We start from the raw sequence: 26097 nt of genomic DNA, 5'->3' as shown, positions 1-26097 counted from the left end.
CGTACAATGTAGCCTTTGCCCAGATGGGGTAGTGCAGGATAGCTGAAGGTTCTTATGGTTGATTATCTGTTGTTGGGCGTGGCGGCATTCAGTGCCGGTCTGGTGGATGCAGTGGTGGGTGGCGGCGGGCTGATACAGTTGCCCACCATGTTTTCGGTGTTCCCCAATATGGCGCCGGCTACACTGATCGGGACCAACAAGCTGGCCAGTATTTTCGGTACTAGCGTTGCGGCGGTCAGCTATGCACGGCGGGTAACGATCGCCTGGTCGGTGGCGGCACCGGCGGCGATTGCGGCGCTGGTGTTTGCCTTCCTCGGCGCCTACACGGTGACGCAGGTGTCGGCCGAGTTCATGCGCCTGCTGCTGCCCGTCGTGCTGGTTGCCGTCGCGGCCTATACCTTCGCCCGCAAGGATTTCGGTTCGGTCCATGCACCCGTGCACAGCGGGACGAAGGAACAGACGCTGGCGCTGCTGGTTGGTTCCGGCATCGGCTTTTACGATGGCTTCTTCGGTCCCGGTACTGGCAGCTTTTTGGTGTTCCTGTTCGTACGCATCTTCGGCTTCGATTTTCTCGGCGCGTCGGCCGTGGCCAAGGTGGTCAATGTGGCCTGCAATTTCGCCGCGCTGATCTGGTTCGGCTACAGCGGCCACCTGATCTGGCAGTTGGGGCTGATGATGGCGGTCTGCCAGATCGCCGGTGCCTTCATTGGTTCGCGGTTGGCCATGAAGCATGGCAGCGGTTTTGTCCGGCAACTGTTCCTGATCGTGGTGTCCTTGCTGATTCTGAAAACGGGCTACGATGCATGGCTGAGGTGGTAGCGGCAGCACCCGACTGTTCCACGTGAAACAATATTGGCATCAGAGTGAGGGCACAGGACCACCATCCTGTGCCCTTTTTCATTGTTTCACGTGGAACAAAAACAGAAAAATTTGTGCCTAAAAAAGTCGCAGATGTAAAAAGACTCTATAATCTGACCTTGATCCCCACGCTTTAAAGCATTCCAACATGTTATTTCCTACTCAATTCGACGTCATCGTCGTCGGCGGTGGTCACGCCGGTACCGAGGCTGCGCTCGCTTCTGCCCGCATGGGACAGAAGACTTTGCTGCTCACGCACAATATCGAGACGCTGGGCCAGATGTCGTGCAACCCGTCCATTGGCGGTATCGGCAAGGGCCATCTGGTCAAAGAAGTCGACGCCATGGGCGGCGCTATGGCCATCGCAACCGATGAATCGGGCATCCAGTTCCGTATTCTGAACTCTTCCAAAGGCCCTGCTGTCCGCGCTACGCGCGCGCAGGCCGACCGTATTCTGTACAAGCAGGCCATCCGTTCGCGGCTGGAAAACCAGCCTAACCTGTGGCTGTTCCAGCAGGCTGTGGACGACCTGATGGTGGAGGGCGACCGCGTAGTCGGCGCCGTTACCCAGATCGGTCTGAAATTCCTCGCGCCGGCCGTGGTGCTGACGGCTGGTACTTTCCTCGACGGCAAAATCCACGTGGGCCTGCAGAACTACTCCGCTGGCCGTGCCGGCGATCCGCCAGCCATCTCGCTGTCGGCCCGTCTGAAGGAACTCAAGCTGCCGCAAGGCCGTCTGAAAACCGGTACGCCGCCGCGTATCGATGGCCGCAGTATCGACTTCGCTGCCATGACGGAGCAGCCCGGTGATCTCGATCCCGTGCCCGTGTTTTCCGTGATGGGCAATGCCGCTATGCACCCGCAGCAAATGCCTTGCTGGGTGACGCATACCAACACCCGCACGCACGACATCATCCGTGCCGGTCTCGATCGCAGCCCCATGTACACGGGCGTGATCGAAGGCGTGGGCCCGCGTTACTGCCCGTCCATCGAAGACAAAATCCACCGCTTCTCGGCCAAGGAATCGCACCAGATTTTCCTGGAACCGGAGGGCCTGACCACCAACGAGTTCTACCCGAACGGCATCTCTACCAGCCTGCCATTCGACGTGCAGATCGAACTGGTGCGCTCGATGAAGGGCATGGAAAACGCCCACATACTGCGTCCCGGCTATGCCATCGAATACGATTATTTCGACCCGCGTGGCTTGAAAGCTTCGCTCGAAACCAAGGCCATCAACGGTCTGTATTTCGCTGGCCAGATCAACGGCACCACCGGTTACGAAGAAGCGGCGGCGCAGGGTATGCTGGCCGGCATCAATGCCGCGCTGCAGACGCAGGGCCGCGAAGCCTGGACGCCGGCCCGTTCCGAAGCCTATCTGGGCGTGCTGGTGGATGATCTGGTTACGCAGGGCGTGCAGGAACCGTACCGCATGTTCACCAGCCGCGCCGAGTACCGCCTGAGTCTGCGCGAAGACAATGCCGACATGCGCCTGACGGAAATCGGTCGCAAACTCGGTTGCGTGGGCGATGCCCAGTGGCAGGCATTTGAAGAAAAACGCGAAGCCGTGGCGCGCGAACTCGAGCGTCTGCGCTCGACGTGGGTCAACCCGCGCATCCTCGCAGCGGCTGAATCGGAGCGTGTGATTGGTCAAGCCATCGAGCGTGAATACTCGCTGGCCGACCTGCTGCGCCGTCCCGGTGTGGACTATGACAAGCTGATGAGCCTGTCCGGCGTAGATGGCCGCGAACTGGCCGGCCCCGGTGTGACCGACGAAGCGGTGCGCGAACAGGTAGAAATCCAGCTCAAATATTCGGGCTATATCGACCGTCAGTTGCGCGAAGTAGAGCGCCACGAGCACTACGAAAACCTCAAGCTGCCGGAAGGTTTCAGCTATCTGGACATCACCGCGCTGTCGGTGGAAGTACGCCAGAAACTGCATGCCCAGCGCCCTGAAACGCTGGGTCAGGCATCGCGCATTTCCGGCGTGACGCCGGCTGCGATCTCGCTGCTGCTGGTGCATTTGAAGAAGACGGGCTATGGCGGCTTCATCGCCGAAGCCGATGCAAAGAAGGATGAGGCTGTTCAATGAAGGTGTTTGACCGCGCTGCAATAGCGGACGTTTTACAGCAGGGCATTACCGCGCTGGAGTTGAATCTGAACGAGGCACAGGTAGCCAAACTGCTCGATTATCTGGCCCTGCTGAACAAGTGGAACTCGGTGTACAACCTGACGTCGGTGCGTGATCCGATGCAGATGGTCACCCTGCATGTACTGGATTCGCTAGCCGCCGTGCCAGCGTTTGCCGGTGCGCAGAACGTGCTCGATGTAGGTGCCGGTGGCGGTCTGCCCGGCATGGTGCTGGCCATCAGCCGGCCCGATATGAAGGTGGCGATGATCGATACGGTGCACAAGAAGACGGCTTTCCTGAATCAGGTGAAAGCCGAGCTGGAACTGAGCAATGTAACGGTGTACACCAAGCAGGTGCAGCAGCTGGAAGTGAAGACCAAGTTCGATGTGATTACTTCACGTGCCTTTGCCGACCTGTCGGACTTCGTCAACTGGTCGGGTCATCTGCTGCAGGAGGGCGGCCAGTTCATCGCCCTGAAAGGCACGGCACCGGAGGACGAGCGCGAGCGACTGCCAGCGCCATGGAAAGTGCAGAAACTACAGCCTCTGGCAGTACCGGGGCTGGACGCAGAGCGCCATCTGGTATTCATACAGGCTGAAGCGGCATAAACAATCTATACGGTATAAACGGTTTATATAGTTTATTAAGTATAAATAATATAAATCGTTTATACCGTTTTAATAGTATAAATAATTAGTGGCGATTTTTAAAAACACCACGAGAGTAACAAGAAGAAATACATGGCGAAAATTTTTTGCGTAGCGAATCAAAAGGGCGGCGTCGGCAAGACCACCACCACGGTGAATCTGGCCGCCGGCCTGGCCAAGCTGAACCAGCGCGTGCTGCTGGTGGATCTGGACCCGCAAGGCAATGCAACGATGGGCGCTGGCATTAACAAGGCCGGCCTGTCGGCATCCACTTATGAAGTCATGCTGGGCACCTCCGATGTCGCTACGGCGCGTCAGCGTTCCGAACCGGGCCACTTCGATGTGCTGCCTTCGAACCGCGAACTGGCTGGTGCCGAAGTCGAGATGGTGGAACTGGATAACCGCGAGCGTCGCCTCAAGGATGCACTGGCCGTGGTCGACAAGGAATACGACTTCGTGCTGATCGACTGTCCACCGGCACTGTCCATGCTGACGCTGAATGGTCTGTGCGCAGCGCACGGCGTGATCATTCCTATGCAGTGCGAATACTATGCACTGGAAGGGCTGTCCGATCTGGTCAACACCATCAAGAAAGTCCACGCCAATCTCAACCCCGACCTGAAGATCATCGGTCTGCTGCGCGTGATGTTCGATCCGCGCATGACGCTGTCGCAGCAAGTCTCGGCCCAGCTCGAGCAGCACTTCGGTGACAAGGTTTTCAAAACCATCATCCCGCGTAATGTACGTCTGGCTGAAGCGCCGTCCTACGGTGTGCCGGGCGTGACTTTCGACCCGAGCTCGAAAGGTGCGCAGGCCTATATCGCTTTCGGCGCCGAGATGGTCAAACGCATCAAGAAAATGTAAGGCAATCTCATGGCAACCAAAAAAATGAAAGGCCTCGGTCGCGGCCTGGACGCCCTGTTGGGCGGAAATGGCGATCTGAACACGGCAGATGCGAACACCCCATCCACTTTGCCTGTCGCACAGATGCAGGCAGGTAAGTATCAGCCGCGTACCCGCATGGACGAGGGCGGTTTGCAGGAACTGGCCGCGTCGATCAAGACGCAGGGCATCATGCAGCCGATCCTGGTACGTCCGGTCGGCACGGACAAGAAGAGCGGCAACACCAAGTATGAAATCATTGCCGGCGAGCGCCGCTTCCGTGCCGCCCAGCTAGCAGGGCTGGAAGAACTGCCCGTGCTGGTACGCGATGTGGACGATCTGGCCGCCGCCGCCATGGCGCTGATCGAAAACATGCAGCGCGAAGATCTCAATCCGCTGGAAGAAGCGCAAGGTATCCACCGTCTGATTACGGATTTTGCTTTCACGCATGAACAGGCGGCCAATGCGGTCGGCCGTTCTCGCAGTGCAGTATCAAATCTGCTGCGTCTGATGAATCTGGCCTCGGCCGTGCAGACCATGCTGATGGCCGGCGATATCGATATGGGCCATGCGCGTGCGCTGCTGGCCGTCGATGGCGCCACCCAGATCACGCTGGCCAATCTGGTCATCGCCAAGCGACTGTCGGTACGCGAAACGGAAAAACTGGTCAACAAGACGCTGGAAGAGCAGAAGGCTGCACCAGCCGAAGCACGCCAGAAAGAAAAGTCGGGCGACATCGTCCGTCTCGAAGAAGAACTGTCCGATACGCTGGCCACGCCGGTGGTATTCAAGATGGGTAGCAAAGGCCGTGGTCAGATGATCATCGACTTTGCCGACCTCGACATTCTTGAAGGCGTGCTGGCCCGTTTGCGTGCCTGATTTTTCTTGCGGACCACTTTATTGTCATTTTGCACATAAATTGGTCCGCAAGCTATCTGGTTCCAATTTGGTGCAAAGCGGTCCGAAATGGTTTTAAAAGCGTCGCTTTCGTGCACCAAATGCTCTGCTGCGGTGCAGCAAAGTTTGACGCACTACATTAAAGACACATATAATCCCGTGTCTTTGTGGTTTATCGGCGGCTTGGGAGCTAGTCAAATTGAGAGATGTGACGAGTGATTCCAGACCGATATTCAAGGTTGTGGCCCTGCAGCTGGTGATCGTCACCGCATTTGCCTTATTGGCATGGATCTGGGCCGGACCCAACAAAGCATGGTCGGCCGCGTATGGCGGAGCAGTCGCAGTCATCGGTAGTCTGATGTACGCGATTTTCGTCACGCGCGGATCAAACGATCCCAAAGTAGTGTTCCGGTCGCATGTACGGGCCGAAGTAATGAAAATTTTTACAACAGTAGTGCTGTTCATCGTCGCGCTAGTGTTGTTTCAGTCGGCCGCATGGTTATGGCTGATCTTAGGTTTCGCGGTGGCAACCTTGGCATACTGGTTCTCACTGCTCGCAGTTTAATCACCAAAATCTAATACTATTATGACCACAGAAAATGCTGTTGAGGGAGCGCACCACGCGCCGACTTCCATCGAATACATCCAGCACCACCTGAGCCACCTCAAGTCTGCTGACGGTACTTTCAACCTGGACACGTTCTGGGTTTCGGCCATTCTGGGCTTTATTTTCCTCGGTGTGTTCTACCTGGCAGCGCGTCGCGCCACCGCCGGCGTACCGGGCAAGCTGCAGAACTTCGTTGAAGCCGTGATGGATCTGGTCAATGAAGTAGTGAATTCCGCATTCCACGCCAAGAGCGCCGTGATCGCCCCGCTGGCCATCACCATCTTCTGCTGGGTCTGGCTGATGAACGCCATGGACTTCCTGCCAGTCGACCTGCTGCCTCAGCTGCTGAGCAATTTCGGCGTCCACAAGCTGCGCGTTGTGCCGACCGCCGACGTCAACCACACCTTCGGCATGTCGTTCGGCGTCATGCTGTGCATTATTGGTTTCTCGATCAAAGCCAAAGGTCTCGGCGGCTGGGGTAAAGAGCTGTTCACCGCACCATTCCACGCTCATGGCTTCATGGCAGTGGTTCTGGCACCGGTCAACTTCATCTTCCAGATGATCGAGTTGCTGGCTAAGCCACTGTCGCTGTCGCTGCGGTTATTCGGCAATATGTACGCCGGCGAACTGCTGTTCATCCTGATCGCTCTGTTGCCATGGTGGGCGCAGTGGCTGCTCGGTGGTCCATGGGTTATCTTCCACATCCTGGTGGTGACCCTGCAAGCGTTTGTGTTTATGGCGCTGACTGTGGTGTATCTGAGCCTCGCGGTTGAGAAACATTAAGTTTAAAAATCTGTTTTCACTTTCTTAGTATCTGTAGTCTTTTTTAAAATCTTAGGAGAAATAAATGCAAGCTCTGATCGCACAAGTACAAGGCATGACCGTTCTGGCCGCAGCTATCATCATCGGCCTGGCCGCTATCGGTACCGCTCTCGGTTTCGCAATTCTGGGCGGCAAATTCCTGGAAGCTTCGGCACGTCAACCTGAACTGATGCCACAACTGCAAACCAAACTGTTCGTTATCGCTGGTCTGCTGGACGCGATCTCGATGATCGGCGTTGGTGTTGCTCTGCTGTACACCTTCAGCAACCCATTCCTGGCCGCTATCATCGCCGCTGCTGGTAAGTAATTCGCTCCCTTCTAGGAGAAACTTTTAGTTAGGAGCAAAGGTATGGACATCAATATGTCTCTTCTCGGGCAGATGATCACCTTCGCGGTGCTGGTCTGGGTCTCGATGAAGTTCGTATTTCCTTCGCTGAATGCAGCGTTGGATGAGCGTGCCAAGCGTATCGCTGATGGTCTGGCTGCGGCCGACCAAGGCCAGGCTGCGATGGTCATGGCTGAAAAACGTGCCGGCGAAGCGCTGGCCGGTGCGCGCGAAGAAGCTTCGCAACGCGTTGCAGACGCTGAAAAGCGTGCGCAACTGGTCGCAGAAGAAATCAAAGCTAATGCACAAGCCGAAGCAGACCGCATCATTGCGCAAGCTAAAGCCGACGCCGATCAGCAACTGGCCAAGGCGCGTGAAGCGCTGCGCGCTCAGGTGGCTGACCTGGCTGTGAAGGGCGCCGAGCAAATCCTCAAGCGCGAAGTCAATGCATCGGCTCACGCTGATCTGTTGTCGCGCCTGTCTGTCGAGCTGTAATCATGGCAGAAAACGCAACCGTCGCCCGTCCCTACGCGGAAGCTCTGTTCCGCGTAGCCCAAGCAGGTAAGGAATCGTTCACCCTCGCGGCGTGGTCCGAACTGGTCGCCGAACTGGCCCAGATCGGTGCCCACCCCGAGGTACAAGCATTCGCCCGCAATCCGAAAGCTTCGGCTAGCGATGTGAGCGCCGCCATTACGGCACTGGTGAAATCGCCATTGAATCAGGAAGCGAAAAACTTCCTGAACATGCTGGTCGAAAACGGCCGCGTCAGTCTGCTGCCGGAAATCGGCAGCCAGTTCCAGGCGCTGAAAAACGCCGTGGAAGGTGCAGCTGATGCGGAAATCACTAGCGCATTCGATCTGAGCTCGGCTCAGGTAACCGAACTGGTTACCACGCTGGAAAAGAAATTCAGCCGCAAGCTGAACCCGGTAGTTACCGTGGATCCGGCCCTGATCGGTGGTGTGCGTGTGGTCGTCGGCGATGAAGTGCTGGACACTTCGGTACGCGCCAAGCTGCAGCAAATGCGTGTTGCGCTGGTGGCGTAAGCGTCGCTTAGAACAGATTCTTCATCTCGCGTAAGCTGAGAGAAACACTTTTAGGAGTTAGTATGCAACTCAACCCATCTGAAATCAGCGAGCTGATCAAGAGCCGTATTCAAGGCCTTGATGGTGGCGCTGAAGTACGTAACCAAGGCACGGTGATTTCCGTTGCTGACGGTATCGTCCGCATTCACGGTCTGTCCGAAGTAATGCAGGGCGAAATGCTGGAATTCCCAGGTAACACCTTTGGTCTGGCAATGAACCTGGAGCGTGACTCCGTCGGCGCCGTGATTCTGGGTGCTTACGAGCACATCTCCGAAGGCGACACGGTGAAATGCACCGGCCGTATTCTGGAAGTGCCAGTTGGTCCTGAACTGCGTGGCCGTGTGGTCAACGCTCTGGGCCAGCCTATCGATGGCAAAGGCGCTGTCGATGCCAAACTGACCTCGCCGATCGAAAAAATCGCTCCGGGCGTTATCGCTCGTGAATCCGTGTCGCAGCCTATGCAGACCGGCCTGAAATCGATCGACGCGATGGTACCTATCGGTCGTGGCCAGCGTGAGCTGATCATTGGCGACCGTCAGACCGGTAAATCCGCCGTAGCCGTTGATGCCATCATCAACCAAAAAGGTCAGGGCATGACCTGTATCTACGTCGCGATCGGTCAAAAAGCATCGACCATCAAGAACATCGTGCGTTCGCTGGAACAGCACGGCGCACTGGAGTACACCATTGTGGTGGCTGCTTCGGCTGCTGAATCGGCTGCTATGCAGTACATCTCGGCCTACTCGGGCTGCACCATGGGCGAATACTTCCGCGACCGTGGCGAAGATGCACTGATCGTCTACGATGACCTGTCGAAACAAGCTGTGGCTTACCGTCAGATCTCCCTGCTGCTGCGTCGTCCACCAGGCCGCGAAGCATACCCAGGTGACGTGTTCTACCTGCACTCGCGTCTGCTGGAGCGTGCTGCTCGCGTGAACGCCGACTACGTTGAAGCCTTCACCGGCGGCGCAGTCAAAGGTAAAACCGGTTCGCTGACCGCACTGCCTATCATCGAAACCCAAGCGGGTGACGTGTCGGCCTTCGTGCCTACCAACGTGATTTCGATTACCGACGGTCAGATCTTCCTGGAAACCTCGCTGTTCAACGCTGGTATCCGTCCTGCAATTAACGCCGGTATTTCCGTATCGCGTGTGGGTGGTGCAGCGCAGACCAAGGTTATCAAAAACCTGTCGGGCGGTATCCGTACCGACTTGGCACAGTACCGTGAACTGGCTGCGTTCGCGCAGTTCGCTTCCGATCTGGACGAATCGACCCGCAAACAGCTGGACCGTGGTGCGCGCGTGACCGAACTGCTGAAGCAGGCTCAGTACTCGCCACTGTCGATCTCGCTGATGGCTGCTTCGCTGTTCGCCGTCAACAAGGGTTACCTCGATGACGTAGCAGTGAAACAAGTACTGTCCTTCGAAGCTGGCCTGCACAGCTACCTGAAGACCAAACAAGCTGCGCTGCTGGCGAAGATTGAAGAAACCAAGCAACTGGACAAAGACGGCGAAGCTGCGCTGTCGGCTGCCATTGCTGACTTCAAAAAATCCGGCGCATTTTAAGCGATACGGCGATCCTGCGGGATCGCCCTCAGCGCAGAAGGAGTAAGGACTCATGGCAGTAGGCAAAGAGATACGAGGCAAGATCAAGAGCGTAGAAAATACGAAGAAGATCACCAAGGCGATGGAAATGGTCGCTGCATCGAAAATGCGCAAAGCGCAGGATCGTATGCGCGCCGCCCGTCCCTACAGTGAGAAGATTCGCAATATCGCCGCTAATCTGGCCACCGCAAATCCGGAATTCACCCACCCGTTCCTGGCTGAAGAGCAGAAGGAATCGGCCAAGGCTGTTGGCTTCATCGTTGTGACGACCGATAAAGGTCTGTGCGGCGGTATGAACACCAACGTGCTGCGTATGGTGACGGCGAAGACCCGTGAGCTGGAAACGGCTGGCAACAAGATTGCTGCGGTAGCTATCGGTAACAAAGGTTTGGGTTTTTTGAATCGCGTAGGCGTTCCTGTCGTTGCGCAAGTAACGCAGATCGGCGATACCCCGCATCTGGACAAACTGATCGGACCTGTCAAGGTCATGTTGGAAAAGTTCGAGAACGGCGAAATCGACGCAGTCTATCTGTGCTACACCAAGTTCATTAACACGATGAAACAAGAGCCGGTTGTGGAGCAATTGCTGCCACTGCCAGCGGCCAAGAAACAGGCAGATGCAGGTAATCACAACTGGGATTACATCTACGAGCCTGATGCGGCCAGCGTGATCAATGAACTGCTGGAGCGCTATGTAGAAGCGCTGGTGTACCAGTCGGTTGCGGAAAATCTGGCGTCGGAACAATCGGCGCGGATGGTGGCGATGAAGGCGGCAAGTGATAACGCCGGTAATGTGATCGGCGAACTGAAGCTGATCTACAACAAGACTCGTCAAGCTGCGATTACCAAAGAACTCTCTGAAATCGTCGCCGGTGCGGCAGCGGTTTAAACAAAACATTCAATATAGAAGGAACGAACATGGCTGATGGCAAAATCGTTCAGTGTATCGGCGCTGTGGTGGACGTTGAGTTTCCACGCGACGCGATGCCCAAGGTATTCGATGCCTTGAAAATGGCAGGCTCCGACCTGACCCTGGAAGTACAACAACAGCTCGGTGACGGCGTGGTCCGTACCATTGCTCTGGGTTCGTCGGACGGTCTGCGTCGCGGCATGCAAATCCAGAACACCGGCAAACCAATCATGGTTCCAGTAGGTAAAGCTACCCTGGGCCGTATTATGGACGTGCTGGGTAACCCGATCGACGAGTGCGGTCCAGTTGCTCACGACCAGATCGCTTCGATCCACCGTACCCCGCCTGCATACGACGAGCTGTCGCCATCGCAGGATCTGCTGGAAACCGGTATCAAAGTGATTGACCTGGTTTGCCCATTCGCCAAAGGCGGTAAAGTGGGTCTGTTCGGCGGTGCAGGTGTAGGTAAGACCGTGAACATGATGGAACTGATCAACAACATCGCTAAAGCGCACTCGGGTCTGTCCGTGTTCGCCGGTGTGGGTGAGCGTACCCGTGAAGGTAACGACTTCTACCACGAGATGGCCGACGCTAAAGTAGTTGACCTGGAAAACCCAGCCAACTCGAAAGTAGCGATGGTGTACGGTCAGATGAACGAACCACCTGGTAACCGTCTGCGCGTTGCGCTGACCGGTCTGACCATCGCGGAATCGTTCCGTGACGAAGGTAAAGACGTTCTGTTCTTCGTGGACAACATCTACCGCTTCACGCTGGCCGGTACCGAAGTATCCGCACTGCTGGGCCGTATGCCTTCCGCAGTGGGTTACCAGCCTACCCTGGCCGAAGAAATGGGCCGTCTGCAAGAGCGTATTACCTCGACCAAAACCGGTTCGATTACCTCGATCCAGGCCGTGTACGTTCCAGCGGATGACTTGACCGACCCATCGCCAGCGACCACCTTCGGTCACCTGGATTCGACCGTGGTTCTGTCGCGTGACATCGCCTCGCTGGGTATCTACCCTGCTGTGGACCCACTGGATTCGACCTCGCGTCAGCTGGATCCTCTGGTCGTTGGTCAGGAACACTACGACACCGCCCGTGCGGTTCAGGGTACCCTGCAGCGCTACAAAGAGCTGCGCGACATTATCGCGATTCTGGGTATGGACGAACTGGCACCGGAAGACAAACTGCTGGTAGCCCGTGCACGTAAGATGCAGCGTTTCCTGTCGCAGCCATTCCACGTTGCTGAAGTGTTTACCGGTTCGCCAGGTAAATACGTTTCGCTGAAAGATACGATCAAAGGCTTCAAGATGATCGCATCGGGCGAACTCGATCACCTGCCAGAACAAGCGTTCTACATGGTTGGCACGATCGATGAAGCCATCGAAAAAGCCAAGAAACTCAACTAATCATTGAGCTATTGCTGAGCGGTTCCGTACGCGGAACCGCATCACAACCGACAGGATAGACATGGCAAACACTATACACGTGGACGTGGTTTCCGCCGAGGAGTTGATCTACTCGGGCGAAGCCGAATTCGTCGCGTTGCCGGGCGAACAGGGCGAGCTGGGGATTTATCCCAAGCACACGCCGCTGATCACCCGCATCCGTCCGGGCGCAGTGCGCATCCAGATCCCAGGCCAGGCAGAAGAAGAGTTCGTCTTCGTCGCCGGCGGTCTGCTGGAAGTGCAACCGAACGCCGTGACGGTGCTGGCGGATACCGCGATTCGCGGCAAGGATCTGGACGAAGCCAAAGCGGCAGCGGCTAAGAAACGTGCCGAAGAATCGCTGGCGAACAACACTGCCGGCATCGACTACGCGAAAGCGCAGGCGGAACTGGCAGCAGCGATCGGCCAACTGGCCGCCATCGCCAAACTGCGCGCCAAGCACTAAGCAACGCAAGCAGCACAGCAAAAAGGCAGCCTCGGCTGCCTTTTTTATTTGGGGGTCAGGTCGGGCAAAGTGCAGGTGTCAGGTCGGGCATTGGTGCGGCTTTTGAGAAAAATCAAGAAGTGCACCGCTGCCCGACCTGACCCTTGCACTTTGCCCGACCTGACCCCGCACTTTTCTAGATGAATGCCTCCACTCTGGACGGCTAGTACGGCCTTGTTTTAATGCTATCTTAGGCGCTGATATTGCTGACATTGAGCGGAGAACGAGCATGGCATGGCTGCACGAATTTCATCGTCGATCGAGGTTTGGCCAGTTGCTGGTCAAACGCGGGCTGATTACGCAGGAACAGCTGGACCGGGCCATCGCCCATCAGGAAGAGACGGGGCGCCGCCTCGGTGAAATCTTTACCGAGTGGGATGTGATCACCCACCAGCATCTCGATGAGCTGCTGCATAGCCAGTACAACATGCGCGCTGCTGCCGCCATGGCTGTCGCTTTACTGTCGCCGCTGACGGCCTTCGCTGCGCCCGTCGCGCCGCAAACGCCGGCCAGTGCGCCTGCTGCAGCCATGCAGCAGCTAAGCGAAAGCGAAATGCGCGGCAGTTCCGCGCAGGGCCTGAGCGCCGATCTGGTGGCGCAGATCAGCCAGCCGGCCAGCGTGAACGGCATCGCCGTCATCGGCGACATGGCCAAGCTGGTCAACCCCGTGCTGGGTTTTCTGGAAGCGGAGAGCAGCGCCCGTAACGTCGTCTATGATGCGCGCAATGCCAGTGCCGCCATTCAGGCCGATGGTTCGCTGACTTTGCAGATGCCCACTTCCATCGGTGCGCTCAGCTTCAACAATGTCCACGTACGCGGCAATAGCGGCGGCAGCTTCGGCAGCGTGGAAGTGCGCGGCATAGACCTGAGCAGCACGGTCGTGTCGCTGGGCGTGCGCCACTAGGCTGTATCGGGCTACTTGCCGGACGGCTGAGCGCGTCGTTCGATGATGCTGATCTGGCGGCTGGCCGGTGCCAGCGCCTGTTCGATCACGGCCAGTGCCAGTTCAGGCTGCGCCGCACCGCACATGAAAATGTCCGCTGCGGCGTAGCCATTTTCAGGCCACGTATGGATGGTGATATGGGACTCGGCCAGCAGCACCACCCCTGTAACGCCGAGCTCCGTACCGAAGCCGTGGAAATGGCTGAACAGTACATGCGCACCGGCTGCCAGCGCGGCCTCACGCAGCAGGCTTTCCAGCGTGGCGCAATCGCTCAGGCGCTGAGGTGCTATGCCGCTCAGATCCGCCAGCAGATGCTGGCCGGCTGGCTGATGGATCGCCGCTGGAGCTAGCTCGGGCAAAGCGACGCGCTTCATTTGTGGCCGCCTCCGCCGGAGCCGCCGCCATAGCTGCCGCCCCCGCCGCCCGTGTGCGAACTCCAGGTGCTACCGCGATAGCCATGGCTGGCACTGCTGCCGCTGCCAAAACTGATCCAGCTGCTGGCCGATGTCACGAACGCCACCACGATGGCGTACAGCAGATATTTGCTCATGACGACTCCCCGTTATCGAGGAACCAGGCAGGTAGGTAGATTGCCGCCGCGCCTATCAGGCTGAGGAACCAGGTGGAAGAAAAATTGATCAGCAAGGGGATCGCATTAAAAGCCAGCATCACCCAGATGACGCGCTGGGCCAGCCTGCGGTGATAGCGCGCATCGCGCCCGCTGCCCGCCGCTGTCGCTGTTCCGCGGCGAGGTGCGCCTTTGAACTGGCTGCCAAACCAGGCCGCCAGCTGGTCGGTCGCAACCGGGGCTGAGCGTGACCACGTCATTTCCTGCGCGGTGGTTTCGCTGGCCAGTCTGAGCTGGCCGGCGCTGTATTCCGATACCTGGGTACGGTCGCCGACGGCCACGCGCCAGTTGAAGGCGCCGGCGGCAAAAGTGACCACCGAGCCGTAGTCATACAGCTTGCTGTACTGGGTGCGCTCCACCACCACGCCCGGTGCACCGGGCTGGTAGCTGAGTGGCCATTCGGACAGCACATTGGCGCCGGACCAGCCTTCATCCGTTTCGACCAGCCACGAGAAACCGGCGCGCGTGCCGTACAGCAGATACTCGTTCCACTGCGTGCCTTCATCATCGGCGCGGCGCATCATGCCGATGATGGTGAAATCCTGATTGTTGATGCGTGCCGTGGCACCCAGTTCTATGCTCATCGGTACGCTGGCCAGCTGCTCGCCGGCCGCCAGCACGGCCGCTTTGGGGCTGGCCGCATCGATCTGGCTGTGGCAGGACTGGCACACCAGCGTGGTGGTCACGCCGGGCAGGTATTTGATCTGCGTGCCGCAGGCAGGGCAGTCGAGCGCACTGAGTTTGCCCCGATAACGTCCCGCTGCGCACTGGATCGCCTCGTCGTCACGCAGTAGCTGGCATTGCAGGCTGTCGAGCGTGACGGCCAGCCCCGTGTAGATTACGGGCTGCGGACCATCCGAGTAATCGAGCGTGATGAATTCGCTGCCGCGGCGGAAGTCGGCCACGCGTGCCTGATAGCCATCGCCTACCTTGAACGGCAGCTCGCCCTGACCACCCACGCAGTCGGCCACGCGGATTTCGGCCGCCGTGTAGGGCGCGCCATTCAGATCGTAGGTATAGCCCGGATGCAGTGCGTCGAACGGCGGCAAGGCCGCCGTGCCACGGTACTCGGCGGTGATGGTGTACAGGCCGGACGAATCGCCCAGCCATGACGTGGCACCATCATCGAACAGCAGATACCACTCGTTCCACAGCCCCGCATCGTAGCGTAGCTGCAGCCGTCCCACGACCGTGAACGGGCGCTGGCCCAGCACGCCGCTGGTACCGATCTGGATAGGCGAGTAGTCCTCCAGTACGGACGACATCTTGCCGAGATCGCGTACGGCATCGGCATCTTTCAGTACGCTGGTGCTGCAGTATTCGCAGACAGCCATGACCGAAGCATGCGAGCGGAAATGGACTTCCGCACCGCAGCTAGGACAGGAAACGGTTTGCATGTAGTTGCTGGCGCCCCGCTTAACCTATGAGTTTTTTCAGCAGTTCGGCTTTGCTGCTGTCGTAGTCGGTCGCCGAAATCAGGCCTTTGTCGAGCAGGCCTTTGAGTTTTTCCAGCCGCGCTTCGATGCTGTCTTCGGCCGCTGCAGTGGCAGGTGCCGTACTCGCTGCTGCTGCGGGCGCGATCGCGCCACCCAGCGCCTGACCCATCACCTGACCGAGCGAGACGCCGGCACCGAGGCCCATGCCCAGACCAGCCACGCCGCCTTCGTTCTGGGCGGCCAGCGGAATCGCGTTGGCGGTCTGGTAGCGGGTATAGCCGGTCATCTTGTCGGCACTCATGCCGCCTTTCATACCGGCCGAAATCCGTTCGTCCAGTGCCGACTGCAGTTCTTCCGGCAGGCTGACGCTGGCCACGTTGAATTCATCGAGGCCGATGCCGTAGCGCGCGAAGGCCGTGCCCAGATCGCCCTTGATCTGCTGCGCCATCAGCATCTGGTTGGCGGCCATGTCGAGGAAGGGCACTTGCGAGCTGCCCAGCGAACCGGCCATGCTGGCCATCAGGATGCCGCGCAGCTGTTCTTCCACCTCGTCGCGCGTGTACAGCTCGCGCGTGCCGCTGATCTCCTTGAAGAACAGACGCGGGTCCGTCACGCGATAGGAATACATGCCAAACGCGCGTACGCGCACCATGTCGAAATCCTTGTCGCGGATGGTGATCGGTTGCGGCGTGCCCCATTTGCGCGCCGTCTGCACGCGCGTGCTGAAGAAGTACACATCCGATTTGAACGGTGATTCGAACAGCTTGTCCCAGTTCATCAGGTTGGTCAGCAGGGGCAGGGTCTGGGTGCTCAGCTTGTGGGTGCCGGGGCCGAACACGTCGGCGATCTGGCCTTCGTTGACGAAGACGGCCATCTGCGATTCGCGCACGATCAGCACGCCGCCATTCTGGATTTCCTGATCCTGCATGGGGAAGCGCCACGCCAGTACGCCGTCGGCACTTTCGTTCCACTGAATTACGTCGATAAACTGCTTCTTGATAAAGCTACCGATGCCCATAATGGTCCTCGCGTTGTTAGGAAATGCAGGCGCCGTTGATGACGCCGATGGATATGGAAATGGCGCCCAGCAGGCCGCCAAAGGCTGCGTTGTTGCCCTCGATCTGGTCTTTGGCCATGTTCAGCAGCCGTGTGGTGACGGCATAGGCCAGCATCTGGACCACCATGGCACCGGCGGCCCACATGACGAATTCGCGGTAGTCGGCCGTGTGCACGAGGGCCGAACCGATGGTGATGGAAAAGCCGATTAGCGCGCCGCCCAGCGACAGCGCTGCTGCCAGATTACCCTGGCGGATCAGCAGTACTTCGTTAAACGGAGTCCAGGAAGTGTAGGCTTTGAAGAACACCGCCAGTAGCACGGCGGCCAGTAACAGGTGGATCAGATAATTTAGGATGGCGGGCACGGCACACCTTCAGTTAAAGTGGTTGACTTGATAATAGTGCAAAATCGACGAATGAACAAAAAGATTCTGATCCTGTCCGTCTTCGTAGTGGCTTCCTGCGGGCTGGCCTATGAACTGATCGCCGGTGCGCTGTCGAGTTATCTGCTGGGCGATTCTATCCTGCAGTTCTCCACCATCATCGGTTGCTATCTGTTTGCTATGGGCGTGGGCGCCCACTTGTCCAAATATGTGCGCGATGAAGATGTGCTGGCCCGTTTCGTCGATATCGAACTGGCGGTGGGGCTGGTCGGTGGCTTGTCGGCGGCGCTGCTGTTCCTGACTTTTTCGTGGATGGCCGCGCCGTTCCGCACGCTGCTGTATGTGATGGTGTTTCTGGTCGGTGCCTTCGTCGGCATGGAAGTGCCGCTGGTGATGCGTGCGCTGAATGCGCGCCAGACCGCGTTCAATGAACTGGTTAGCCGTGTGCTGACTTTCGATTATCTGGGTGCGCTGGCCGTGTCGCTGCTGTTCCCGCTGGTGCTGGCGCCGTATCTGGGGCTGGTACGTACGGGTTTTTTGTTCGGCATGCTCAATGTGGGCGTGGCCCTGTGGACAATTACCGTGTTCCGCACAGAGCTGCAGAATGTGGCAGGGCGTATGCTGCGCGCAGCCAGCGTGCTGTGCGTGCTGGTGTTCGGCTTTGCCTTTGCCGACAAGCTGACCTATTGGGGCGAGCATGGCCTGTTCGGCGATGAAATCGTGTTTGCCACCACCACGCCTTACCAGCGGCTGGTGATTACGCACTGGAAGGATGATCTGCGCCTGTACATCAACGGCAATCTGCAGTTTTCCTCGCGCGACGAATACCGCTATCACGAAGCGCTGGTGCATCCGGTACTGCAGCCGCTGCCATGGGCCAAACGGGTGCTGGTGCTGGGTGGCGGCGACGGCCTCGCGTTGCGCGAAATCCTGCGTTATCCACAGATCGAGCACGTGACGCTGGTCGATCTCGATCCGGCCATGACGGGCGCTTTCAGCAAGCGCGAAGAACTGGTCAAGCTCAATCACGGCTCGTTCAGCGACAAGCGCGTGCGGGTGATTAATGCCGATGCGGCGATCTGGCTGGAACAGCACGATGATATGTTTGATGCCGTGATCGTCGATTTCCCCGATCCGTCCAGCTTCGCACTGGGCAAGCTGTATTCCGTGCCGTTCTACGGCATGGTGAAAAAGCATCTGGCGGCCAATGGCCTGATGGTGGTGCAATCGACTTCGCCGTTCTTTGCGCCGCATGCCTACTGGACCATCGATGCCACCTTGCGCGAAGTGGGGCTAAAAACCTACCCTTACCACGCTTATGTACCCTCGTTCGGCGAATGGGGCTTCATCCTCGCCACGCCGCAGGCGGAATACAAGGCGCCCACCAGCTACCGCCTGCCGATGCGCTACCTGAATGCCGATACCACGCGCGAAATGTTCAGCTTCCCGCCTGATATGCAGCGCCTGCCGATGGCACCGAATCGCCTGAACACCCAGTCTCTCGTGCATGAATTCGAGCAGGACTGGCGCAGGGTGATACGCTGATGCTGCGCCGTTCGTTTCTGCTGTGGGCTGGCGCCTCCGGTGCGCTGGCCGCAGGCAGCGTGGCTGGTTTTCTGCGCTGGCGCGAAGTTACGCCTACCGTGCACTATCCGGGGCGTGACGAAGGCCATTATCTGCGCGACCACCGCGCCGTGCCGCCGCCATCCGAAGTGATAGAGACGGGCGTGGCCATCCTCGGCTCCGGCGTGGCCGGACTGACAGCGGCGTGGAAGCTCAACAAGCTCGGTGTGCGCGACATGCTGATGATCGATGGCCCGCAACCATATGGCAATGCGGCCGGCGGCGCGTTCGGCGAATATGCCTATCCCACTGGCGCCCACTATCTGCCGCTGCCGTCGCCCGAATCTGTGCATGTGCGCGAGATACTGGCCGATCTGGGCATCATCCAGAAGGATGCCTATGCCGAGCAGCCCACCTACGATGAGCGCTACATCCTGCATGCGCCGGAAGAACGCTTGCTCAAAGACGGCCATTGGCAGGAAGGCTTTATTCCTACCGAAGGCGTGCCGCAATGGGAACGCGAGCAGCACATGCGCTTTTTCGCCGAGGTGGCGCGCCTGCGCCAGACCCGTGGCAGCGATGGCCGCCGTGTGTTCGTATTTCCCACTGTGCTGTCGTCAGAAGACCCGCAGTGGCAGGCGCTGGATCAGATCACCCTGAAAGACTGGCTGACCCAGAACGGCTACACGGCGCCCACGCTGCACTGGTATCTCAACTACTGCTGCCGCGATGATTACGGCACGCGTTACGATCAGGTGTCGGCATGGGCCGGGCTGCACTACTACTGCAGCCGCTGGGGGCAGGCAGCCAATGCGGGCAATGGTGCGTGGCTGACGTGGCCGGGCGGTCTGCAGCCGCTGGCCAGCGGACTCGAACGGGCATCCGGCATACAGCGCCGCGGCGGCACTGTGCTGTCGCTGAAGGAAACGGCGACGGGCATCGAAGCGCTGTGCTTTACGCTCAAGGATGGCCAGCCGCACAGCTATCTGGTGCGGGCACGCAAAGCCATCTGCGCCATGCCGCTGTACGTGGCGGCGCGCGTGGTGGAGAATATCGCCGCCTACGGTTTCGATCCGGTCAAACATAGCCCTGCGTATGCGCCGTGGCTGGTGGCGAACTTCCTGCTCAAGCGCTTCCCGCACGAACTGCCGGACCAGCCGCTGTGCTGGGATAACGTGGTGTACAGCGAACCGGGCCTCGGCTATGTGGTGTCCACCCATCAGGATATCCGCGTGCGGCCACCGGAAAAGACCGTGTTCAGCGCCTATGTGGCGCTGTCCGACCGCGACCCTGTCAGCGCGCGCAAATGGCTGCTGGCGGCCAGGCCCGATGAACTGTTGGCGCTGGCCAGCGCCGATCTGCATACGGCCTACGGCAGCGAGTTCGTATCCTGTGTGGAGCGCGTCGATATCACTCTGCGCGGCCACGCCATGGCGGCGCCGTTGCCGCATTTCCGCAGCAATGCTGGCGTGCGTGCGCTGCGCGAGCACGAGGGCCGTATTCTGTTCGCCCATGCCGATCTGTCGGGCTTTTCCGTGTTCGAGGAAGCGGCATGGTGGGGCTGCCGTGCGGCACAGCTCGCTGCCAGTGGTATGCTAGCTGCATGACCCATAATGCCCGCCAGCGCTTTCGCGCCTCGTCCCGCCTGAAACTGCGTGAAGCTGACGCAGGCAAGGCGGTATTTTCCAGCCGCACGGCCAATCCCGAGCTGACCAAGGCCAAAGCCAAGGCGCTCGACATCAAGCGCACGGGCGAGCTGATAGACCGCATTTCGGCCTTGCAGGACAAGCTCTACGCCCAGCACAACAAGAAAGTGCTGCTGGTGTTGCAGGGCATGGATACGGCCGGCAAGGATGGCACGGTGCGCGCCATGTTCAGCCGCGTCAATCCTATGGGCGTGCGCGCGGTGGCCTTCAAGTCGCCCACCGATAACGAACTGGCGCACGATTATCTGTGGCGCGTGCACCAGCAGGTGCCGGTGAAAGGCGAGATCGCCATTTTCAACCGCAGCCATTACGAAGACGTGCTGATTACCCGCGTGCAGGGCATGATAGAGATGGAAGAATGCCAGCGCCGCTATGCCCAGATCCGCGATTTTGAACGCATGCTGGCCGAGACGGGGACGGTGATCGTCAAGGTCTTCCTGCATATCTCGAAAGAGGAACAGCGCCAGCGCCTGCAGGAGCGGCTCGATGATCCGGACAAGCAGTGGAAATTCAATCCGGCCGATATCGAGCAGCGTAAAAAATGGGCAGCCTATCAGCGCGCTTACGAAGACGCGATCCGCGAAACCAATCTGCCCCATGCGCCATGGTATGTGGTGCCGGCTAACTCCAAGACCCACCGCAATCTGGTGATCGCCAGCCTGCTGCTGGAAACGCTGGAGCATATGGACCTGCACTATCCGCCGCCCCATCCGGACCTGTCCTCCTTCACGGTGGAGTAAAACAGCGCGCCGCAGTCTGTGGCATAGTAGTTCTTTGACAGGAGAAGCTATGCTGCAACTCAAAGATACCAGCCTGCTGCGCCAGCAGGCCTATGTGAATGGCGCATGGTGCGATGCCGACAATGGCGCCACGCTGGCCGTGCACAATCCCGCCACGGGCGCACAACTGGGCAGCGTGCCGCTGATGGGCGCTGCCGAAACCCGCAGCGCGATCGCTGCCGCCCAAGCCGCATGGCCCGCATGGCGCAAGAAAACTGCCAAGGAGCGCGCGGCCATCCTGCGCCGCTGGAATGATCTGATACTGGCCAATGCCGAAGATCTGGCGCAACTGATGACGGCCGAGCAGGGCAAGCCGCTGGCCGAAGCACGCGGCGAAGTGGCGTATGGCGCCTCGTTTATCGAATGGTTTGCCGAGGAAGCCAAACGCATCGCAGGCGAAACACTGGCATCGCCATGGCCGGACCGGCGCCTGCTGGTGACCAAGGAGCCGATAGGCGTGTGCGCGGCCATCACGCCGTGGAACTTCCCCATCGCGATGATTACCCGCAAAGTTGGCCCGGCACTGGCCGCTGGCTGCACCATGGTGCTGAAGCCGGCCGAAGCCACGCCGTTCTGCGCGCTGGCGCTGGCCGAACTGGCCGAGCGCGCCGGTGTGCCGGCCGGCGTGTTCAGCGTGGTGACGGGCGACCCGTTGGCCATAGGCGGCGAACTCAGTGCCAGCCCTATCGTGCGCAAGCTGACCTTTACCGGTTCCACCGCCGTAGGCCGCTTGCTGATGGCGCAGAGCGCGCCCACCATCAAGAAGCTGTCGCTGGAACTGGGCGGCAATGCGCCCTTCATCGTATTCGACGATGCCGATCTCGATGCGGCCGTCGAGGGCGCGCTGGCTTCCAAGTACCGCAACGCGGGCCAGACCTGTGTGTGCGCCAACCGCATCTATGTGCAGGATGGCGTGTACCAGCAGTTTGCCGACAAGCTGGTGGCGGCCGTCGGCAAGCTCAAAGTGGGCAATGGCGTGGAAGACGGCGTCACGCAAGGGCCGCTGATCAACGAGAAGGCCGTGCAGAAAGTGGAGCAGCATGTAGCCGATGCCACGGCCAAAGGTGGCCGCGTGCTGCTGGGCGGCCAGCGCCACGCGCTCGGTCACGGCTTCTTCGAGCCGACCGTGATTGCCGATGTGGATAACTCCATGCTGGTGGCGACGGAGGAAACCTTTGGCCCGCTGGCGCCGTTGTTCCGCTTCCATACGGATGAGGAAGCGCTGGCGCTGGCCAACGCCACTGAATTCGGGCTGGCCAGCTATTTCTATTCGCGCGATATCGGCCGCATCTGGCGTGTGGCGGAAGGGCTGGAGAGCGGCATGGTGGGCGTCAACACGGGGCTGATCTCGAACGAGATAGCGCCCTTCGGCGGCGTCAAGCAATCAGGGCTGGGTCGCGAAGGTTCGCACTACGGCCTCGATGATTACCTCGTCATCAAATACATCTGTCTGGGCGGCATCTAGGCGGACTCACGCTGGCGGCTGGCTGCACCCCTGTCAGCCGGTCCACCATGCGTTTTACGGCCGCCATCTGGTGGCCGGATTTGAGCGCGTAGCGCGCATCGTCATAGGCAAACCAGTCCCAGCACGCTTCCGGATTGGGCGCGATGGCGGACGCCTGCGGGTAGAGGATCATCAGGCGGTTGCTGTCGGCCCAGGCGTTGTAGCCGGCATGGTCGATGAAGGTGGTGCCTATGCTGTCGATATCCTGCAGACAGCCATGGAAGGCGACGTGTAACCGGCAGCCTGCGCCGGCACTGTCTTCGCAGCTTTTCGGCAGATAGAGATAGCCTACGGTAGCCATGCCATGCAGCGTAGGGAAGGGCAGGAACTCGCTTTGCACAAAAGCCATCACGCGGCCGGCGGGCGGGCCGCTGTTGCGCGGCAGTAGCGGACCGTAAATCCATTGCAGCAGTTGGCCAGCCGCGTCATAGGTGCAGTTGTTGAGGTAGGGGCTGCCCAGATGGGCGCAGGGATTGCCGTACTGGTCGGTGGGCAGCGCGTGTTCGGCCGGCAGCATGCGGCGGTAGACGATCTGGCTGGCGGCCATGTAATGGCGGTAGTAGTTGTACAGGTCGGTCATGACAGGTTGCGGCACGATGCTGTCCACGCTGCCCGACAGCATCCAGACCTTGTGGCTGGCCAGCCCTTCGGGCGGGTCGATGGCGCCGTCGGCGGCAAACCAGTCGGTCAGCACGATCAGGTCGGCAATGCGGGTGCCGCCCGGATGCACGCGGCAGGCAAACACGTCGCTGGTGCAGCTGCAGCGGGTGGTGGCCGTGTAGACGCTGCCCTGTGCACAGAAATATGGTCCGCCAGCAATGATGCCCGCACCGCGCACGGTGGCGGAAAACGCGACTTCGAACTGCACGGCCATGTAGCCGCCCGATGACAGCCCCGATACGCTGACCTGTCCCGCTGCCATGGGCGGCAGTAGCTCCACCTGTGCCAGTGCACCGGCAGCGGTCAGTAGCCCTAGCAGTAGCCCCAGCAGGGCAGCTAGCCAGCTTCGCCATGTGGTACACCATTCCATAGTCGTTCCCCTTGTGCTTCTGCTACCCAGTGTGTAGTTTGGCACCAGAGGAGGTTTAATGTGCCTCAATCGTGCGCAGGCGGCGGGCAGCAAAAATGCCTAAGCAAAGCGCAGTGTTTACTTTTGGAATAGAATTATTTTTTTTCATATTTTGGCGACCTATCATGTCCAAGAACTTTGCCCAGTTGTGCCTGGTTTCTTCTCTGACCATGCTGCTCAGTACTTCGGCATGGGCGCAGACGCCGGCGGCCAGCCGTGCCGCCTCGGCGGCCGCGCCTGCTGCCAGCGCGCCTGCGGCCAGTTGCCCGGCGATACTGAAGCAGACTTTCAAGCGCCTGCAGGATGACTCGCCGCAGGACCTGTGCCAGTACGCGGGTAAGGTGGTGCTGGTGGTGAATACGGCCAGCTATTGCGGTTTCACGGGCCAGTACGAAGGGCTGGAAGCCATGTATGCCAAATACAGCGCTAAAGGTCTGGTGGTGCTGGGCTTCCCGTCCAACGACTTCGGCCAGCAGGAACCCGGCAGCAGCAAGGAAATCGCCGATTTCTGCTTCAACACCTATGGCGTGAAGTTCCCCATGTTTGCCAAGTCCATCGTCTCGGGCAAGGAACCTAACCCGCTGTACGTCAATCTGATCAAGGCGACGGGCAAGGCGCCAGCGTGGAACTTCCACAAATACCTGATCGACCGTAAGGGCAATGTGGTGGATAGCTATGGCAGCAAAATCACTCCGACCGATAAGCAACTGGTCAGCGCCGTAGAAAAGGCGCTGGCCATGTGAGCCGGCTTGCTGGTTGGCGGGGCCAGAGTCGTCTAGGCGCCGCTGACCAGCGTAAATCCTTCATCGAGCCAGCCGGTAATCCCGCCTGGCATCACTTTTACGGGCCGCCCTAGTTGCGCCAGCCGTACGGCGGCGCGCGCTGCGCCATTGCAGTGGGGGCCCGCGCAATACACCACGAACAGCGTGTCCTGCGGGTAGTGCGCCAGTTTCGAGGCGATGATCTTGCCGTGGGCCAGATCGAGCGCACCGGCCACATGGCCGGCCTGATATTTTTCCGTACCGCGTACATCGAGCAGCACGAAGTCGTGCGGACCGTTGCTGAGGGCATCGTGCACATCCCAGCAGTCCGTCTCGTAGCGGAACTGGTCTTCGAAATAACTGAGGGCGGCGTTGCTGCTGGCGGCGGGTATGGCGCTCACGCGCGAAGCTGGGGACATGTGATCTCCTGGTGGGGTGGTTGATGCTGCCATTGTGGCGCTGGCCAGCGCGGCAAAGTAGTGGCGCATCAGCCAAGATGCGTTAAGATTGCGCCATGAAAAAACATCTGGTGGTAGCTCTCGCCTATGACCGTCTGTGCACCTTCGAATTCGGCTGCACGGTGGAACTGTTTGCACTGGAACGCCCCGAACTGGAGGTGGACTGGTACGACTTTGCCGTGTGCGCCATCGAAGACGGGCCGATCCGCGCTGCGGGCGGCATCATGGTGCAAGCGCCCTACCAGCCGGAGCTGCTGGCGCAGGCCGGTACCATCGTGATTCCGGGCTGGCGCGATGCCGACGAAGTGCCGCCAGCGGCTTTGCTGGAACAGTTGCGGGCCGCCCATCAGCGCGGTGCGCGTCTGTGCTCTATCTGTTCCGGCGTATTCGTGCTGGCAGCGGCGGGGCTGCTCGATGGTCTGCCTGCCACCACCCACTGGCGCTATGCGGCCAAGCTGGCGCAGCGCTACCCGCAGATACAGGTGCAGCCCGATGATCTGTATGTGGATAACGGCCAGCTGATTACGGCGGCAGGCTCGGCCGCAGGGCTGGACATGCTGCTGCATCTGGTGCGGCGCGACTATGGCGCCAAAGTGGGCAATCAGGTGGCGCAACGGCTGGTGGTGGCGCCGCACCGTGAAGGCGGACAGGCGCAGTTTCTGCCACGTCCCATGGCGCATGGCGAAGCAGGGCGGCTGTCGCGCCTGATGGACTGGCTGCGCAGCCATCCGGCGCTGCCGCATACGGTGGCCAGCATGGCCGAGCAGGCGGCCATGAGCCCGCGTACCTTGCAACGCCAGTTCCAGCAGGCGACCGGTATGGGGCCGCTGGAATGGCTGATCCGCGAGCGCGTGGCGCTGGTCAAGGAAATGCTGGAAGTGCCCGACGTGCCGCTGGCGCAGATTGCCGAGCGTACCGGCTTTGCTTCGGAAGAATCGCTACGCCATCATTTCCGCCGTCTGGCCGCCACCTCGCCTGGCGCCTACCGCAAGCGCTTTGCGGCGGCCTAGCGCAACCAGTTTCGTAGCGAGGCGTGCTTGTCTGGCCGTATCGTGCGGCGCTTGTGGTTGTGCGCCAAACTGGCTACTCTGGAACTCTAGACGGGGAAGGAGAA

General features: G+C 59.6%; 28 protein-coding genes. 21 read left to right on the top strand and 7 right to left on the bottom strand.

Translation table 11 applies throughout. From position 1 onward, the window contains the following. The first annotated feature begins 54 nt into the window (after positions 1–54). From GM655_RS15585 to GM655_RS15515, 15 genes are all read left to right on the top strand, one after another. Positions 55–819 carry a sulfite exporter TauE/SafE family protein gene (locus GM655_RS15585; protein ID WP_155435595.1) on the top strand — a complete coding sequence of 255 codons (765 nt, stop codon included), beginning with the start codon at positions 55–57 and terminating at the stop codon, positions 817–819. Positions 820–1006: 187 nt separating this feature from the next. After that, positions 1007–2950: a tRNA uridine-5-carboxymethylaminomethyl(34) synthesis enzyme MnmG gene (gene mnmG / locus GM655_RS15580; protein WP_155435594.1), complete on the top strand. Its 1944-nt coding sequence runs from the start codon at positions 1007–1009 to the stop codon at positions 2948–2950. Then, a complete protein-coding gene (gene rsmG, locus GM655_RS15575; protein ID WP_155435593.1) occupies positions 2947–3597 on the top strand; it encodes a 16S rRNA (guanine(527)-N(7))-methyltransferase RsmG in 651 nt (216 codons plus the stop codon). Before mnmG ends, rsmG begins: the two co-directional genes overlap by 4 nt. A gap of 132 nt (positions 3598–3729) precedes the next feature. Next, positions 3730–4500, top strand: a complete 771-nt coding sequence (locus GM655_RS15570) for a ParA family protein (RefSeq protein ID WP_155435592.1) — start codon at positions 3730–3732, stop codon at positions 4498–4500. A 9-nt stretch (positions 4501–4509) separates the two neighbouring features. After that, positions 4510–5397, top strand: a complete 888-nt coding sequence (locus GM655_RS15565) for a ParB/RepB/Spo0J family partition protein (protein ID WP_155435591.1) — start codon at positions 4510–4512, stop codon at positions 5395–5397. 226 nt (positions 5398–5623) lie between these two features. Next, positions 5624–5980, top strand: coding sequence for an ATP synthase subunit I (locus tag GM655_RS15560; RefSeq protein ID WP_371866844.1), 357 nt, complete (start codon positions 5624–5626; stop codon positions 5978–5980). Positions 5981–6001: 21 nt separating this feature from the next. Next, the gene (gene atpB / locus GM655_RS15555) at positions 6002–6805 is read left to right on the top strand and encodes a F0F1 ATP synthase subunit A (protein ID WP_155435589.1); all 804 of its coding nucleotides are present in this window, start codon (positions 6002–6004) and stop codon (positions 6803–6805) included. Between the two features lie 64 nt (positions 6806–6869). After that, the gene (atpE, locus tag GM655_RS15550) at positions 6870–7151 is read left to right on the top strand and encodes a F0F1 ATP synthase subunit C (RefSeq protein WP_155435588.1); all 282 of its coding nucleotides are present in this window, start codon (positions 6870–6872) and stop codon (positions 7149–7151) included. A 42-nt stretch (positions 7152–7193) separates the two neighbouring features. Beyond that, positions 7194–7664: a F0F1 ATP synthase subunit B gene (locus tag GM655_RS15545; RefSeq protein ID WP_155435587.1), complete on the top strand. Its 471-nt coding sequence runs from the start codon at positions 7194–7196 to the stop codon at positions 7662–7664. Positions 7665–7666: 2 nt separating this feature from the next. Continuing rightward, positions 7667–8212: a F0F1 ATP synthase subunit delta gene (locus GM655_RS15540; RefSeq protein WP_155435586.1), complete on the top strand. Its 546-nt coding sequence runs from the start codon at positions 7667–7669 to the stop codon at positions 8210–8212. A 62-nt stretch (positions 8213–8274) separates the two neighbouring features. After that, entirely contained in the window at positions 8275–9816 is a 1542-nt protein-coding gene (gene atpA, locus GM655_RS15535; RefSeq protein ID WP_155435585.1) for a F0F1 ATP synthase subunit alpha, read from the top strand. Between the two features lie 52 nt (positions 9817–9868). Then, complete coding sequence (gene atpG, locus GM655_RS15530) at positions 9869–10744, top strand: F0F1 ATP synthase subunit gamma (protein ID WP_155435584.1); 876 nt, start codon at positions 9869–9871, stop codon at positions 10742–10744. 29 nt (positions 10745–10773) lie between these two features. Then, positions 10774–12174, top strand: a complete 1401-nt coding sequence (gene atpD, locus GM655_RS15525) for a F0F1 ATP synthase subunit beta (protein WP_155435583.1) — start codon at positions 10774–10776, stop codon at positions 12172–12174. Between the two features lie 61 nt (positions 12175–12235). Next, the gene (locus tag GM655_RS15520; RefSeq protein ID WP_155435582.1) at positions 12236–12658 is read left to right on the top strand and encodes a F0F1 ATP synthase subunit epsilon; all 423 of its coding nucleotides are present in this window, start codon (positions 12236–12238) and stop codon (positions 12656–12658) included. A 268-nt stretch (positions 12659–12926) separates the two neighbouring features. Continuing rightward, positions 12927–13601 carry a cyclic di-GMP-binding domain-containing protein, MshE-related gene (locus tag GM655_RS15515; RefSeq protein WP_155435581.1) on the top strand — a complete coding sequence of 225 codons (675 nt, stop codon included), beginning with the start codon at positions 12927–12929 and terminating at the stop codon, positions 13599–13601. An 11-nt stretch (positions 13602–13612) separates the two neighbouring features. Here the strand turns inward: GM655_RS15515 and speD are convergent, their stop codons facing one another. Genes speD through GM655_RS15490 form a run of 5 tightly spaced genes read right to left on the bottom strand, consistent with a single transcriptional unit; the run spans position 13613 to position 17125 of the window. Next, positions 13613–14014, bottom strand: coding sequence for an adenosylmethionine decarboxylase (gene speD, locus GM655_RS15510; RefSeq protein ID WP_155435580.1), 402 nt, complete (start codon positions 14012–14014; stop codon positions 13613–13615). After that, the gene (locus GM655_RS15505) at positions 14011–14190 is read right to left on the bottom strand and encodes a hypothetical protein (RefSeq protein WP_155435579.1); all 180 of its coding nucleotides are present in this window, start codon (positions 14188–14190) and stop codon (positions 14011–14013) included. Before GM655_RS15505 ends, speD begins: the two co-directional genes overlap by 4 nt. Continuing rightward, positions 14187–15665, bottom strand: a complete 1479-nt coding sequence (locus tag GM655_RS15500) for a DUF4178 domain-containing protein (RefSeq protein WP_155435578.1) — start codon at positions 15663–15665, stop codon at positions 14187–14189. The genes GM655_RS15505 and GM655_RS15500 overlap by 4 nt, the downstream gene beginning before the upstream one ends. Positions 15666–15684: 19 nt before the next feature. After that, the gene (locus GM655_RS15495; protein WP_155435577.1) at positions 15685–16722 is read right to left on the bottom strand and encodes an SPFH domain-containing protein; all 1038 of its coding nucleotides are present in this window, start codon (positions 16720–16722) and stop codon (positions 15685–15687) included. Positions 16723–16738: 16 nt separating this feature from the next. Beyond that, positions 16739–17125, bottom strand: coding sequence for a DUF350 domain-containing protein (locus GM655_RS15490; RefSeq protein WP_371866843.1), 387 nt, complete (start codon positions 17123–17125; stop codon positions 16739–16741). A 51-nt stretch (positions 17126–17176) separates the two neighbouring features. Here GM655_RS15490 and GM655_RS15485 point away from each other — a divergent pair, with 51 nt between their 5' ends. Genes GM655_RS15485 through GM655_RS15470 form a run of 4 tightly spaced genes read left to right on the top strand, consistent with a single transcriptional unit; the run spans position 17177 to position 22656 of the window. Beyond that, complete coding sequence (locus tag GM655_RS15485; protein ID WP_155435576.1) at positions 17177–18688, top strand: polyamine aminopropyltransferase; 1512 nt, start codon at positions 17177–17179, stop codon at positions 18686–18688. Continuing rightward, positions 18688–20313, top strand: coding sequence for an NAD(P)-binding protein (locus GM655_RS15480; RefSeq protein ID WP_155435575.1), 1626 nt, complete (start codon positions 18688–18690; stop codon positions 20311–20313). Before GM655_RS15485 ends, GM655_RS15480 begins: the two co-directional genes overlap by 1 nt. Beyond that, a complete protein-coding gene (locus tag GM655_RS15475) occupies positions 20310–21152 on the top strand; it encodes a PPK2 family polyphosphate kinase (protein WP_155435574.1) in 843 nt (280 codons plus the stop codon). The genes GM655_RS15480 and GM655_RS15475 overlap by 4 nt, the downstream gene beginning before the upstream one ends. 49 nt (positions 21153–21201) lie before the next feature. Next, the gene (locus GM655_RS15470; RefSeq protein ID WP_155435573.1) at positions 21202–22656 is read left to right on the top strand and encodes an NAD-dependent succinate-semialdehyde dehydrogenase; all 1455 of its coding nucleotides are present in this window, start codon (positions 21202–21204) and stop codon (positions 22654–22656) included. Here GM655_RS15470 and GM655_RS15465 read toward each other — a convergent pair. After that, positions 22628–23725 (bottom strand): extracellular catalytic domain type 2 short-chain-length polyhydroxyalkanoate depolymerase, encoded by a 1098-nt coding sequence (locus tag GM655_RS15465; RefSeq protein ID WP_229632592.1) that lies wholly within the window; start codon positions 23723–23725, stop codon positions 22628–22630. The genes GM655_RS15470 and GM655_RS15465 overlap by 29 nt on opposite strands. Positions 23726–23889: 164 nt before the next feature. Between GM655_RS15465 and GM655_RS15460 the strand changes: the two genes are divergently transcribed. Beyond that, positions 23890–24507 (top strand): glutathione peroxidase, encoded by a 618-nt coding sequence (locus GM655_RS15460; RefSeq protein WP_155435572.1) that lies wholly within the window; start codon positions 23890–23892, stop codon positions 24505–24507. A gap of 32 nt (positions 24508–24539) precedes the next feature. On the opposite strand, the gene GM655_RS15455 is transcribed toward GM655_RS15460, so the two are convergent. After that, entirely contained in the window at positions 24540–24944 is a 405-nt protein-coding gene (locus GM655_RS15455; RefSeq protein WP_155435571.1) for a rhodanese-like domain-containing protein, read from the bottom strand. A 95-nt stretch (positions 24945–25039) separates the two neighbouring features. Between GM655_RS15455 and ftrA the strand changes: the two genes are divergently transcribed. Continuing rightward, positions 25040–25993, top strand: coding sequence for a transcriptional regulator FtrA (gene ftrA / locus GM655_RS15450; protein ID WP_155435570.1), 954 nt, complete (start codon positions 25040–25042; stop codon positions 25991–25993). Positions 25994–26097 lie beyond the last annotated feature (104 nt).

This window comes from Pseudoduganella danionis (assembly GCF_009720775.1).
Taxonomy (GTDB): domain Bacteria; phylum Pseudomonadota; class Gammaproteobacteria; order Burkholderiales; family Burkholderiaceae_D; genus Rugamonas; species Rugamonas danionis.
This window is presented reverse-complemented; position numbering and strand designations above follow the sequence as displayed.